Raw genomic sequence first — 13,561 nt, 5'->3', positions numbered from 1 at the left:
AGAGCCCTTTGGTACGGCAGTATTCTGCCATTTCTATCTCGCTAAAGGAAGCTGTTTCAACTACTATTAGGAATTTATCCTGTGTGCTCCACTTTTCCACTTCAGGCTCGCCACCTGGAACTGCTATGCCGTTTGCCCTGGCTTTTTTCTTCCAGCTGTGTAGCGTGGCCTCAGATAGTCCTGTTTCTCTTGATATGGCGCTAACTGATTCGTTTTGGGGTGGCATCATTCTTTTGATAATTGTATATTTGAATTCTTCACTGTATCTCGTCATAGTGTTTCCTCCTTGTTTACATTACTAACTATAGTTTTTTTAGAGGTCTATGACAACTATTCTGACACAGGGGGTTATCAACCAGATTCAAAACTTAATAAATACGGGATTATTGTAGCCTCCAATAATAATGCGGCAGTTGAGAACATTTCCAAAGAGTTGCCCATTGCCGAAGATGTAAAAAAAAGTAATACAAGGTTGTTTAATATTGATAAAAATAAGGAGATTTATTTTTCCGATATTGCTAAAACACTTATGGGTAATGATGAGGAATGCTGGGGACTGATTTCTGCACGCTTGGGTAAAAAATCGAATATTAATGATCTAAAACAAGCCCTTTGGTTTAATAAGGAAAGTGTTAATTTACAGCAGCTATACAAAGAAGAGTTACCTGACTGGAAACAAGCTAAGGAGGACTTTAGAATCAAGTATAACGAGGTTTTAAATTACCGTAGGTCGATCGAAGATGCAACTGAAAAAACTAATAAACATAAGCAGATAGCCCAAGAATATGATGACGCAAAAAATGAGATGTCTACAGCAAAAGGCAGAATAACTGCACAGGAAGATTTGTTCAATCAAAAAATCAAGGAACAACAAAGCATAAAGCATCAGATTGAAGCGCTAATAGAAAATAAAACACTCCTTAAAAGTAGGCTTTCTTTCTTTAAAAGGATATTTTCCTTCCTATTTAAAAAAGATCCGATTATATTGCAGCTTAAACAAACGAAACAAGAGTTAGATGCAGCGACAATCAAACTTACAGATATTAACCTGGAATTAAGTCATTTGAAAGTGCAATTGGATAAATTGATAACTAATTATGCAGCTGTACAAAGACATTTTGAAGAAAAAGAAAAAGTATATTTAAATAGTTGCGAGTTAATGAAAAGGTATAAAGAACAATTTGGCAATAACTTTGCCGATGAAGAGTTCTGGAAAGGTATACCAAAGAAAGTTCACAAATGGTCTCCCCGTGGACTGATAAAAACTATGATACCCTTAGGGAAGAACTTTTTTACAATGGTTTAATGCTGCAAAAAGCATTTATCTTAAATTCAAAAGCTGTGAAGCAAAATGTCAATTGTCTCGTGAATATGTGGAACGGAAGCTTTTCAGAGAAGGATAAAGCATCAAGCTATGCACACCTGTTAAACACGTTATTTTTAGTTATACCGGTAATGTCTACCACATTTGCTTCGGTAGCGACATTTTTAAAATACATAGATAAGAATGAATTAGGGACTTTGATAATTGATGAGGCAGGACAAGCTACTCCGTATTCAGCATTAGGAGTTTTATGGCGTACAAGAAAAGCTATTATTGTTGGTGATCCATTGCAGGTAGAGCCGGTTGTAACTGTACCCAAAGAACTTTCAAAAAGGTTTGCCGAAGAATTTGAAATAGAAGACTCATATAGATCACAAGAACTTTCTGTTCAAGTATTAGCTGACAGTATCAATCCATATGGAGGATATCGGGAATATTCAAATGGCAAGCTATGGCTTGGATGCCCTCTTGTAATACATAGAAGATGCTTGGACCCGATGTTTTCAATTTCCAATGAATTGGCATATAATAACAGAATGTTCAAACAATCAGCAGAACCCAAACCAGATGTATTGCTTTTAATGAAAAAGTCTGTATGGATAGATATTAAGGGGAAAGAGAACGGGGATAAAGATCACTTTGTGTCAGAGCAAGGAAATAAAGCAATCGAAATGGTATTAAATGCATTTGCATTACAAAACGGGTTCCCGAGTTTATATATCATTAGTCCATTTAAATCTGTTGCCCAAAACATAAAAAGTTTGCTTAAAAAGTCCATTCATAATAATTATAAAGAATATGATAAGGATGATATTGATAATTGGATTGAGAAGTCCTGTGGGACTGTTCATACATTTCAAGGAAAAGAAGCGAATGAGGTTATACTCATTCTTGGTTGCGATGAAAAGAGCGGTATAGGAGCTGCACAATGGGCAGGTAAAAAGCCAAATATACTTAACGTTGCAGTGACAAGAGCGAAGTACCGGATTGCAATAATTGGCGACAGTAATTTGTGGAGGAAAGTTCCTAACTTTGATTTTGCATATAAAATTTTAGGTGAAGAATAGAAGAACTATCCACCCTTAGTGCAAAAAATGCCATGGATATGTTTCCGAGAACGGAAGGCTCGAAAGACATTCTTTCTGTCCTCTCGAGCCCATATCGAGTGCGTAGTTTCCATCAAAGTAATCGTCAAAAGGAAACCACCTACAAACGGCACCGAACTTATGAGATAATCTTTCCCAAACGAACATATTGGGGAGAATTTTTTCATGACCAACGCACAATTGTCACCGCCCCAATGCCTGCACCAGTGTTGCCGGGAAGTTTGGCATCTCCTACAGCTATGGCCTGCATCATGAGCCAAAAATATGTTGAAGGCATGCCCCTCTACCGCCAGGAGAAGCAATTTTACCGCTTGGGAGTGGAGTTATCCCGGCAAACCCTGGCTAACTGGGTGCTCCACGGAGCGGATTGGTTGAGCCTGCTTTATGAACGGATGCACGATCACTTGCTAAAACGGGACATTCTGCATGCAGACGAAACAACCTTGCAGGTTCTGCGTGAGCCGGGCCGGGCAGCCGAGACAACTTCTTATTTATGGCTTTACCGCACCGGGCGGGAAGACCCGCCTATCATCCTCTATGATTACCAGAGGACACGGTCGGGCGAGCATCCACGTAAGTTCCTGGATGGCTTTAAGGGTTACATTCATGTCGATGGCTATGCCGGCTATAATGGACTGCCTAACTTTACCCTGGTTGGCTGCTGGGCTCATGCACGGCGCAAATATGATGAGGCGCTCAAAGCGCTGCCGGCTTCGGCACAATCCGTGTCAACAGTAGCCAAAGAGGGGCTGGATTTCTTTAATTGCCTTTTGCTATTGAACGTGATTTAAAAAATACCACCGCTGTAGAACGCTATAAGAACCGTTTAGCGCGCAGCCGGCCGGTGCTGGATGCTTTTTCGGCGTGGCTTAATTATCATTGCGACCGGGTACTGCCCAAGAGTGATGTTTATGGTGTAATGAATTATTGGGCATATATTCAAGGTTGTTTCTTTTATTCTCATTAATTAATTTGCAACTGATTGAATCCTCCGGTAGTGTAGATGAAAAACTTCCCTTTCAGGAAAATCTTGAAAATTTTTTGGAAACAGGTTGGAAAAATAAAGGAGTGTTGCATTAATTGTCGAATTAAAAAATAAAACTAATCTGATAACAATAAGGGTAGGAAAGTATGATATTGCCAATATTAAACTATATTAACAATATATGGATACGGGGGGGGGGGGGGTAAATATTCTATATTTGTTAAAATATTGAAAAAAAGAAATAATGTGACTTTGTACTTTCTTTTGATCTACCATTTTTTTCTTCTCCTTCGTTCCCCACCATTTAGTTCTTATCCTATTGTTTCGTCTAACGGCCTGTCTTTTTTTCTTATTTTTTCCGAAGTGTAATGTGAAATAAACGTTCATTCATGCTACCGGTGTGTTAGTTAGAATATAGGAGTCCCGTTTTAAAGTTGCTTCCCGGCATTTCTGGTCGGGTGGCGTTTTACGCGTTGATGCTGGCCAAAGAGGCGGGTATGTACGTTAGCGAGTTGCGCGCAACAGAGGATTTGTTTAATTAAAAACCGGGCAAACCGTTCGAAAGATCGGGGCGCAAAGCAATGGGCCTAAGGCTTTTTAAGCTATGGCTGCCAGGCTGCTTAAATAATGTATAGGGTTATTTAAGGCGGCCATGGTTAGCGTGGTCGTTTTTGTACTTCATACAAGAAAAGGGAGGTAATAGCTTGGGTATATGCACTCCGGTTATTATATGTGAGTAATTCGCCATTTCACCGTTTGTTGCAAAGCGAGAAAACATATGCGGTATAACACTTTGCGTTCTTAAAGGGGGAGGGTTTTTTGGTTGCAAACGATCAATTGGTTGTTTTCGGGCTAAACAATCAACGATATGCGCTGCCTATAAATAATGTATCAGAAATCATCCGGATGATGGAAGTAACCAAGGTCCCAAATATAAGATATTACTATAAAGGAATAATAAACCTTAGAGGGTCAATTGTTCCTGTTATGAATCTGAATCTGCGCTTGGGCTTGGAGGAGAGCGAGTTGGGTGGAGATTCCCGCATTATAGTGACAGAGCAGGACGGGCGAAAACTGGGCTTAATAGTAGATACTGTATATTCAGTGTCCCGGTATTCCGGGGATGAAGTGGAAAAACCGGAATCAGTAAGTGATGGAGGACAGTTTGTTACGGGCATTGTTCACCACGAGGACGGTATGATTTTGCTTTTAAACCTGCACGGGATAATGGATTAAATATATTTGTATTAAGGGGGATTTCGAAATGAGAATGTCCATTGGGATGAAAATCGGCGGCGGTTTCGTTCTACTGCTTCTTTTCTTGGCTGCCGTGGCCATCCAGTCGTCGCTCATAATGGGGAACATGATCTCGAATGCCGCCAATGTCGATCAGCGGGTTGTGCGCCTCAGTTTAGACTATCAGATCAACGGTTCCTTCAAAGAAGCATCAAGAGACCTGCGGGCTTCCCTTCTCTATGGCGACGAGAAATACTTGAACGAATACAAAAAGGATATAGAGAACACGCATACCCTGCTGGAGAAACGACTTAACAACTGTTCCGCACAGGCCCGGCCCAAACTGGAGGAAGTGCTCGCCAAGGTCACTGAATACGACCGGCAGATTGCCAGCCGTGCAATTCCTCTGGCCAAGGAAGGCAAGTTCCAGGAAGCTGTTGCCGCAGCACAAAGCGTTGCTTCGTATGCCAATGACGCTGAAAAGGTCCTGGCCGAACTGATTGCGGAAAACGAACAAAAGACCGGGGGCGTCGTGGACAAAATGCAGGCCGATGCTACCGGCGGCCGCTCCCGGGTCATCATTGTCAGCGCAATTGCCCTGGTCATCGGGTTCCTCATGGCAGTGTTTATAACCCGCATAATCACCCGCCCCATCCTGGCCACGGTGCGCGAGGCGGGCCGTATCGCTGAAGGCGACCTCACGGGCGAGAAACTGGTGGTGCGCACCCGGGACGAGATCGCCAGTTTGGCCGAGGCTTTCAACCGCATGCGCGCAAACTTGTGCGAGGTTGTCGGCCAGGTAGTCCAAACGTCCAAGCAGGTGGCCGAATCGTCCTCCCAGCTCGCCGCCCAGGCCGAGCAGACCGCCGCCGGTGCGAACGAGACGGCCTCCACCATGAGCGAAATGGCCTCGACCGTCGAACAGGTAACCGAAAATGCGCAGAAGGTATCAGCGGCGGCCGAACAGGCTGCGGTCCGGGCCGCTGAAGGTGCCGGGGGCGTCGAGCGGGTTATCGGACAGATGAAGGCCATTGAGCATTCAGCCACCAACGTTTCTTCCGCCATCAATTCTCTTAACCAGACCGCAGGTCAGATCACCCAGATTGTGGACCTGATCACCCAGATTGCCGACCAGACGAACCTACTGGCATTAAACGCCGCCATCGAAGCCGCCCGCGCTGGGGAACAGGGCCGCGGCTTTGCCGTCGTCGCCGAGGAAGTCCGCAAGCTGGCCGAGCAGTCGGCCAATGCCGCCAAGGAGATCTACGAACTGATCACCGCTGTTCAGGACGAGTCCGGGAAGGCGGTCGAAGTCATGGCCGCAGGGGCGGCGGATGTCACGGAGGGAAGCAAGGTGATCAACGAAGTTGGGGCCAATATCAAGGCCATCAACCTCGCCATCGAGGATGTTGCGCGGCAGGTCCAGGAGGTGGCCGCCGCCGCGGAGGAGATGTCGGCCGGCGTGCAGAACGTTGCCGCGACAACAGAAGAGCAGACATCGGCAATGGAGGAAGTCTCCGCTTCTACCGAAGAACTTACCGTACTAGCCGGCGAACTGGACAGGTTGGCCGCGCGCTTCCGCGTGTAGGGGCACGGCCGCGCGGGAGCTGGTCCTGTTAAAGTAAACCGGAAGATGCATATTATGTGCCTCCATGACGGTATCGTTGGGTACATACCTCCGACCCCAAAGCTTTGCCCTAAAGAGGAGGTGTGTCCCCTGACCGCTATTCCGCATCCAGTGTTCCACTTACTCCAGAAATCCGCCGGATCGCCTGCCGCTGTGGTGTTTTTGCAGTAAACAAATTTAAGTTAATTTTTATGCGTTACGTTTATTAACTTAATATCACAATTATAATAAAAATAATGTAGAATTTGGTCGATTTAGAGGAAATTTAAAAATTACATGTAATTAAATTGCTAAATATACAGGATTAAAGGTTGATATTATGAAACGAAAACGAATGATATACAACAAACATATGTTCGGGGGGGGGGGGGGGGTAAATATTCTATTAATGTTAAAATATTGAAAGAAAGTAATAATTTGTTTTTGTACTTTCTTGTGACCTATTATTTTTTTCTTCTTCGTTCCCCACCATTTAATTCTTATCCTATTGTTATCCCCTTTTCGCCTGTCTTTTTTTTCCCGAGGTGTAATATCAAATCAATATCCATCCATGCTGTCAGTACATTAATTAGAATCCAGGAGGCACGTTTTAAGGTCGCTTCCCAACATTCCAATCGGGTGGCGTTTTACGCATTGATGCTGGACAAAGAGCTGAGTATGTCCGACAAAGAGCAAGAACATATCTACCTGGCCGGTTTACTTCATGATATCGGCAAGCTGGTTATTCCCGACTCCTGCTTATTTAAGCCGGGCAAACTTACCGAAGAAGAATGGCGGGAAATTAAAAAACATCCGGTTTTTAGCTATGAGATTCTTTTTGCTATTCCGGAAATGGAAAACATTAGCGTCATGGCTCTGTATCATCATGAACGGTACGATGGTAAGGGATATCCCGAAGGACTACGGGGCGGGGCTATTCCCCTGGGGGCCCGCCTTTTAGCCGTGGCCGACAGTTTTGACGCTATGACATCCTACCGCGTTTACCGGCCGCAAATGTCTTTTCAAGTGGCGATTGATGAACTCTGCCGTTGTGCCGGCACACAGTTCGATACATGGTTTGTGGAAGCATTTTGCCGCTTTTGGAAGCGAGAAGATATGTCAAACTCCACTCATTTCGAATCTGCTTTCCGGACCCTTATCGGTAACGGCTTGAATTTAAAAAGATAAAAAGAGGGAGGAGTATTTTTGAATAGTCTAAGACTTAAATTGATGCTTATCATTGTTCTTGTTACGGTAGCGGCATTGGGTGCTGTTTCCTTTATTAATTATAACAAGGCATCAAATATCCTTGCGGAACAATTGTCAAATGCAGCGGCTAATAGTGCAGAGCATAATGCTATGGTAGTAAAAGAATGGTTGCAAGGTATTGTTAATGAGGTCAATACTTTGGCTGAAAATGAGGGTGTGCAAAGCGCGGAGCCTGAACGTTACCTGCCAGTTTTAAAACGGGTATTGAAAAAGCACGACGACTATGAAATGGTTTATGCCTCTGATAAGTACGGTAATAGCGCGGGCTCAAACGATACAACTTTCAATATTGCAGATAGAGAATACTTCAAAGAAGTAATGCAGGGTAAAACTGCTATTTCTGGCCCCATGATAAGTAAAGCTACCGGCAATCAAATTATCGTGATAGCGGCCCCAACATATAAAGATGGTGCTACGTCACCGACTGGTTTGGTAGGCGTGACTGTAACGCTGGATTACCTGCAAGAACTGGTAAAGGGCATGCAACTAAGCGGCCACGGGTACGGGCTGATCCAAAACTCGGACATGACAACCATTGCCCACCCCAATGACGAGTTTTTGGGTAATAAGACCATTGTGGATGCCGGCGATGAACGCTTAAAAGAATTATTCCGGCGGATGAGCGAAGGCGAAAAGGGATATGGAACCTATAGCTATCAAGGTGTTGAGAAAATGCTGGCCTTTGCCCCGGTGGAATTGACCGGCTGGTCGGTGGCCCAAGCCGCCGACGTGGCAGATATTATGTCGCCCCTGGGCGCCGTCCGCAGTGCCAGCCTTTCGGTAACCTTAATTGCTATGATTATCATGCTGGGTATTGCTTTGCTTATTGCCAATTTTATATCTAAGCCCGTAATACATCTAAGCAAAATTGCTGAAGCTGTTGCACGCGGAGATTTGACTCAAAAAGTAGATGTCGGCCGTAAGAGTAAGGATGAAATCGGTACTCTGACAGCCGCATTTGAAAAAATGGTAGACAATTTAAAAGCCATGATAGGCGACATCCAGAAGAGTTCCGACCGGCTGTCTTCGCACAGCCAGGAACTGGCATCCTCCAGTGAAGAGGTAAGTGCCACGGTTGAAGAAGTGGCCAGCACCACCAATGAAGTTGCGGCTACTTCGTCCCAAGGGGCGGAGAATGCTGAAGTCGCGGCCCTGGAATCTGAACAGGTACGGCAGGTGGCCGAGGAAGGTAACCGGGCCGTAAAGGAAACGGTAGAAAAAATAAACTTCATTGCTTCAAGCACCCAAAACGTCTCCAATGCAATTCAAAAACTCGGTGAGCAATCTAACAAAATTGGAGAAATTATTAACACCATTACCAACATAGCGGACCAGACCAACCTTCTGGCCCTGAACGCCGCCATCGAGGCCGCCCGGGCCGGGGAGCACGGCCGCGGGTTTGCAGTGGTGGCGGAGGAAGTGCGCAAACTGGCCGAACAGTCAGCCAGCGCTGCCAATGAAATTACCGGGCTGATCAAAGAGATTCAGGATGGTGTCGGGGAAGCCATAAATGCAATGGAACATGGAACCAGGGAAGTAAGTGAAGGAGTACAGGTGGCCAGTAACGCCGGCGCTTCCCTGCAGCAGATCATTAAAGCGGTGGAAAAGAACACGGCAATGATACAGGATATCGCAAACGGTGTCAAGCAGGCTAACGAGGGTACGCAGCAGCTTACCGCTGCCAGCGAACAGATTGCTTCCACTGTGCAGCAGGTATCCAGTTCCGCTCAGGAGCTGGCCAACATTGCCGCCGAACTGCAAAACACCGTGGTTAAGTTTAAAGTTGATGAGTCAGAGACCGGCTTCCATACCGATAATGTTTCTGAAGTTGATAATGAGAAAAATATGAAATAATGATCTCAAATAAGACGTTGAAACACTTAGGATTTAAGTGAATAAATTAGAGGTTTTAACAAGTACACTTATATTGCAATAAGCATTTGGTGGTGATAAGAAATTAAATTATGGAATTAGATAAAATAATTAACGAAATAGTTTTAAATAACCCTGAATTAGCAGGCTATTATCAAAATAATGAAGAAGAAATTAAAACACTCATAGATAAGCTGCATATTAAAAAAGAAGATGTTAAAGATCTAATAAAACTTTACAAAATTATTGAAGAAACTGATATTCTATGTCTTTAAGCCTTGTAATTACAAGTTTAACAAATTGTTGATGCAAAGACTAGCTATGTGCGCGGTATAATTAAATGGATGAATTTCGGACAATAAAAATGAATAATTTTTTCCACCTCCCAGTCAAGCAGCATAATTACTGTTTGACTGGGAGGTTCAGTGCCGGCAGGAGAAGTTGATCAGTATATGGCGGTGTTTGATTAGGCCTGATGCCTGGTACACGTTCTTTATCGTGCAGGCCGGCCTCACCATGTTCCTCGTATCTTTTCAAAAACTTGTAGAAGGTGGTATGAGATATCTGGCATTTATCGGATATTTCTCGATGGGAATAAACTTTTTCCGATCAAGTTCCATGGCTTGCTTTCTGCAGCGTAATGCTGTAGGATGAGTGCTGTTCCCCCTTGTATGATATGACCAGCGGAATAATTTCCAGTTGGTCATATTTATTTTTAAGAATAACAGACTGATGAATTAACCTGCCTATCAAAGCTGCTGTCATGTGTTCATCTTGGCCAAGAAAAGTGACCCATTTAGAAAATTCAAGGTTCGAAGTAACAAGGGTGCTTTTGGTTTCGTATCTTGCCGCAAAAATCTGGAACAACAGACTTGCCCCCGATGCGTCAAAGGATAGGTAGCCGAGTTCATCTATAATCAAAGCATCACAGGGTTAACGTTTTTAATAAACTTGCTTAGGGGTATTAGTGATGTTAAACCTCGGAAAGGTCTAAGGCGATTTCTGCCAGCTTTTTTAATGTTCTTGATACGGTTGAATGACTAAATTTATCAAGTCCGAATATGTGACGCACTTTTGCGGCAACGTTACGCATACTTAAATTACTGGAAAGGTATAGTGCTGCTGCATAAAGGTAGACGTATACCGGATATTTTCTGTAAGGAAGTTTGAAGGCCGGCCATATTAATATGTTTTGATGGGGGTTTTTTATTAGCGGGCATTCAAGTTGAAGTTCGCGGTTGTTTAGTTGAAGTTTGTATGAAATTTTTCGTCTGCTCTTTAACCCACTTACAGTAAGCTTTTCTAAGATTTCATCGCTTAATGTGCAGCAATAACTATCGCGACAAGGTCTCCTTCACCGTTTTTGGTAAGAAAAACAGGTTCTCCGGTGGACTAGCACAAAGACACTGGAACAATCCCAGCGATAGTCCCATCAGCGCCAGGTAAATTACAATTAATGAAACAGGGGTTTGTAGAGTCGCATTAGTCAATAAAACCAACGCTATTTTTTTTATTATCAGCCCCGTGGTGGTTAAGGCGGTTGAGCCAATTTTGTCTGAAAGCGCCCCGCTAAATGGCGATATAACTGCCATGGCAATGGGGGAAGCCATCATGTACAGCCCGGACTTTTGCGCGCTGAATCCCAGAACCCTTTGATAATAAAAAGGTATGAGCACCGTTGGCGAATACATAGTTATAAAAGATATCAGTGACGCAATAATCTATGATAAAAACACCCGGTTTTTAAACAAATCAAGCTTAACAACCGGGCGGCTGATTTTATTTTCATAGATTATAAATATTATTGAAGCGATGACAAAAGCAGCTAGTGATCCGTCTATAACCGGGCTGGACCAGCCCAACTTATTAGCGTTGGAAAACCCGTAAATGAACGTTACAATAGCTATAATTAATAGAACCAATCCCAAATAATCAAATCTAAATTGTTTGCCTGCGGTTTTCTTGTCGCGGGGGATGGTGTGATAGGAAGCTATATATCCCGCCATAGATACAATAAAAGTCAGGTAAAAGACAGACCTCAAGCCCCACAGCCCTATCGCCAGTCCGCCCAGGGGTGGTCCGGCAATACTGCCGATAATCTAAAAAAACATTGACGAAACCCGAGTTCTATAGTACATTTTTATTGAATTGTTATATAATAATTTAATTATATAACTAAAATGATATTTGCCGGTTGGGGAGGTGTTGGCGGCGCAGGCTGATGAATTATTAATTTTAAATTTGCTGAAAGCGGAAAAGACCTTTGAACTGACAAAACGGAGGTAGAACACAATGTGGCAGCAAATTGTTAATTATTTAGTTTACAATTTAATAGGGTTATCACCTGAATCACAATTAGGGTCAACAGTTAATTTCTTCATATATGATACAGTCAAAATATTATTAATGCTGGCCCTGATCATATTTATCATTGCCGTTCTCAGGAGCTTTTTCCCTCCCGAGAAAACAAAGAAAATACTCGGTCATAAGCGGAAGTACATTGGTAACTTTATTGCGGCATTAATGGGTATACTTACACCTTTCTGAAGCTGCTCAGCGGTGCCGATATTTATCGGTTTCGTAGAAGCGGGGGTCCCGCTTGGAATTACCTTCTCTTTTTTAATATCTTCTCCAATGGTTAATGAGGTTGCCCTGGGAATGCTATGGATGATGTTTGGCTGGAAAATAGCCCTGACATATATTGCCAGCGGTGTATTTGTGGCAATATTTGCGGGTATGGTATTGGGCCGGATGAACCTGGAGCATCTTTTGGAGGATTACGTTTACCGGGTTGGCAGTTTACAATGTGCAAGTATCACTGATAATCAAATGGTAGCTTTTACACCTTCCTGTGAAAGTGATGAAACCGGCACCTCCCAATGTGGCTGTGTTGAAATTAACGCCCCGCAATGTGCCTGTGCCGCGGATGAGCCCAAACTAACCTGGAAAGACCGGGCAAGCTATGCTAAATCATATATGCTGCAGATATTAAAAAAGGTATGGCTGTGGGTTATGGTTGGTATTGCCGTCGGAGCTGTCATGCACGGCTATGCCCCGGCTGATTTCCTGGCTAAATACGCAGGCCCGCATAATCCTTTGGCGGTTCCGCTGGCGGTTATCATTGGTATTCCTTTATATTCGAATGCCGCCGGAATGATCCCCATTGTGAAGGAATTGGTCAGAACAGGTATGGCAATGGGAACCGCCCTGTCTTTGATGATGGCGGTTACAGCATTATCTCTGCCCGAAGCTATCATTCTCAGGCAGGTATTGAAACCCAAACTGCTGGCAACTTACTTTGGTATAGTGGGTCTGGCAATTATCTGCATCGGCTATTTGTTTAATATTATATTATAAAAACAGTTGTTCAGGGGGCATGGCGCTAAACCGGCCCCTTGAACAACCTGGACTTCATTTTTACTTCTTTTAACATTAAATGTTTTACGCTTACAATAGAGGGATTGCGGCACTTGAACAATTTACTGTTTTTGGGGTAACCATTGAGTCTATTAAAGAGATAGAAAGGTGGTAAAAATGATATATGTGAAAAATACCCCAAACAATACTGGCGGAGCTATATATGGGGACTATATGGATTTTGAAAACCTTTACGAAGCATTACATGCTGTTGTAGGAGATGAAGATGAGTTTATTGGATTCGTGGCAGCGCTTATAAGAGTCTTGGGCATTTGTTACCTGCACCATTGTATAGTATTACCAATTGGACATGTTTACGATTCATAATAATCTTTGGCAACATGCGGCGTCCCCCGTTAAATAGACACTAAAAACACAAACAATTATTGCTTCATTTTTCATAGTATTTCTTAATATCTCGTTTGCGGCAGAGTAATATTCCTCCGGTGTAAGGTAGCCATTGGTCTCATGTAATCGCTGTCTGTTATAAAATATCTCAACATATTCAAATACTGCGGCGCGAGCTTGTTCACGAGTTAGAAAACGTTGTTCGCAGAGCCACTCGTACTTCATTTTCCCCCAGAAGGCCTCCATCGGGGCATTATCCCAGCAGTTCTTTTTCCGGGACATGCTGCAAATAAATCCATGCCTCTTAAGGTAATTTTGATAATCGTTTGAGCAATACTGACTACCACGATCGGAATGGATTAACGCCCCCGGGGCTACTTTATACCTTTTACAGGCGC

13 protein-coding genes, 3 pseudogenes and 1 riboswitch are annotated in these 13,561 nt (G+C 43.5%); of the genes and pseudogenes, 10 read left to right on the top strand and 6 right to left on the bottom strand.

Going from position 1 to position 13,561, the window contains the following annotated elements; all coding sequences use genetic code 11:
- Window positions 1-274 (bottom strand): transposase (locus tag H569_RS0116355; protein WP_027365873.1); only part of this gene is annotated, 274 nt, incomplete at its 3' end.
- Window positions 275-286: 12 nt separating this feature from the next.
- Between H569_RS0116355 and H569_RS21495 the strand changes: the two genes are divergently transcribed.
- The 8 genes and pseudogenes from H569_RS21495 (at window position 287) to H569_RS0116310 (ending at window position 9,673) form a co-directional block, all read left to right on the top strand.
- A complete protein-coding gene (locus H569_RS21495; RefSeq protein ID WP_027365872.1) occupies window positions 287-1,306 on the top strand; it encodes a coiled-coil domain-containing protein in 1,020 nt (339 codons plus the stop codon).
- Complete coding sequence (locus H569_RS0116345) at window positions 1,240-2,391, top strand: DEAD/DEAH box helicase (protein ID WP_081411082.1); 1,152 nt, start codon at window positions 1,240-1,242, stop codon at window positions 2,389-2,391. The genes H569_RS21495 and H569_RS0116345 overlap by 67 nt, the downstream gene beginning before the upstream one ends.
- 218 nt (window positions 2,392-2,609) lie before the next feature.
- Window positions 2,610-3,334, top strand: a pseudogene (gene tnpC / locus H569_RS20735) (IS66 family transposase); the annotation flags it as partial.
- Window positions 3,335-3,953: 619 nt separating this feature from the next.
- A riboswitch (cyclic di-GMP riboswitch) is annotated at window positions 3,954-4,039 on the top strand.
- 195 nt (window positions 4,040-4,234) lie between these two features.
- The gene (locus H569_RS0116330; protein WP_027365870.1) at window positions 4,235-4,651 is read left to right on the top strand and encodes a chemotaxis protein CheW; all 417 of its coding nucleotides are present in this window, start codon (window positions 4,235-4,237) and stop codon (window positions 4,649-4,651) included.
- A 28-nt stretch (window positions 4,652-4,679) separates the two neighbouring features.
- Window positions 4,680-6,239 (top strand): methyl-accepting chemotaxis protein, encoded by a 1,560-nt coding sequence (locus tag H569_RS0116325; protein ID WP_027365869.1) that lies wholly within the window; start codon window positions 4,680-4,682, stop codon window positions 6,237-6,239.
- Window positions 6,240-6,764: 525 nt separating this feature from the next.
- Entirely contained in the window at window positions 6,765-7,445 is a 681-nt protein-coding gene (locus H569_RS20730) for an HD-GYP domain-containing protein (RefSeq protein ID WP_309294795.1), read from the top strand.
- 18 nt (window positions 7,446-7,463) lie between these two features.
- Window positions 7,464-9,380 (top strand): methyl-accepting chemotaxis protein, encoded by a 1,917-nt coding sequence (locus tag H569_RS20725; protein WP_157833567.1) that lies wholly within the window; start codon window positions 7,464-7,466, stop codon window positions 9,378-9,380.
- A gap of 110 nt (window positions 9,381-9,490) precedes the next feature.
- Window positions 9,491-9,673 (top strand): hypothetical protein, encoded by a 183-nt coding sequence (locus H569_RS0116310; protein ID WP_027365868.1) that lies wholly within the window; start codon window positions 9,491-9,493, stop codon window positions 9,671-9,673.
- A 127-nt stretch (window positions 9,674-9,800) separates the two neighbouring features.
- Here H569_RS0116310 and H569_RS22035 read toward each other — a convergent pair.
- The 4 genes and pseudogenes from H569_RS22035 to H569_RS22920 form a co-directional block, all read right to left on the bottom strand.
- Window positions 9,801-9,992, bottom strand: a pseudogene (locus H569_RS22035) (helix-turn-helix domain-containing protein); the annotation flags it as partial.
- A gap of 15 nt (window positions 9,993-10,007) precedes the next feature.
- Window positions 10,008-10,319 (bottom strand): ATP-binding protein, encoded by a 312-nt coding sequence (locus tag H569_RS0116305; protein ID WP_081411081.1) that lies wholly within the window; start codon window positions 10,317-10,319, stop codon window positions 10,008-10,010.
- A 413-nt stretch (window positions 10,320-10,732) separates the two neighbouring features.
- A complete protein-coding gene (locus tag H569_RS23725; protein ID WP_081411080.1) occupies window positions 10,733-11,089 on the bottom strand; it encodes an MFS transporter in 357 nt (118 codons plus the stop codon).
- A 30-nt stretch (window positions 11,090-11,119) separates the two neighbouring features.
- Window positions 11,120-11,440 (bottom strand): efflux MFS transporter permease, encoded by a 321-nt coding sequence (locus H569_RS22920; protein ID WP_207637583.1) that lies wholly within the window; start codon window positions 11,438-11,440, stop codon window positions 11,120-11,122.
- A 250-nt stretch (window positions 11,441-11,690) separates the two neighbouring features.
- Here H569_RS22920 and H569_RS20715 point away from each other — a divergent pair, with 250 nt between their 5' ends.
- Window positions 11,691-12,755, top strand: coding sequence for a permease (locus tag H569_RS20715; protein WP_238492587.1), 1,065 nt, complete (start codon window positions 11,691-11,693; stop codon window positions 12,753-12,755).
- A 177-nt stretch (window positions 12,756-12,932) separates the two neighbouring features.
- A complete protein-coding gene (locus H569_RS0116280) occupies window positions 12,933-13,142 on the top strand; it encodes a DUF6904 family protein (RefSeq protein WP_027365865.1) in 210 nt (69 codons plus the stop codon).
- Window positions 13,143-13,244: 102 nt separating this feature from the next.
- Here H569_RS0116280 and H569_RS20710 read toward each other — a convergent pair.
- Window positions 13,245-13,561: pseudogene (locus H569_RS20710) on the bottom strand (IS3 family transposase); the annotation flags it as partial.

The sequence above is a fragment of the Desulfotruncus alcoholivorax DSM 16058 genome, from assembly GCF_000430885.1.
GTDB lineage: Bacteria > Bacillota > Desulfotomaculia > Desulfotomaculales > Desulfallaceae > Desulfotruncus > Desulfotruncus alcoholivorax.
Note: the sequence above shows the minus strand (reverse complement) of the source record. Positions and strands in the feature narration are given on the sequence as shown.

Bases quoted from the DNA above. Each gene is read 5' to 3' on its own strand.
- H569_RS0116280 (WP_027365865.1), top strand. From the start codon at position 12,933: ATGATATATGTGAAAAATACCCCAAACAATACTGGCGGAGCTATATAT.
- H569_RS0116325 (WP_027365869.1), top strand. From the start codon at position 4,680: ATGAGAATGTCCATTGGGATGAAAATCGGCGGCGGTTTCGTTCTACTG.
- H569_RS0116345 (WP_081411082.1), top strand. From the start codon at position 1,240: ATGGTCTCCCCGTGGACTGATAAAAACTATGATACCCTTAGGGAAGAA.
- H569_RS23725 (WP_081411080.1), bottom strand. From the start codon at position 11,089: ATGTATTCGCCAACGGTGCTCATACCTTTTTATTATCAAAGGGTTCTG.
- H569_RS0116310 (WP_027365868.1), top strand. From the start codon at position 9,491: ATGGAATTAGATAAAATAATTAACGAAATAGTTTTAAATAACCCTGAA.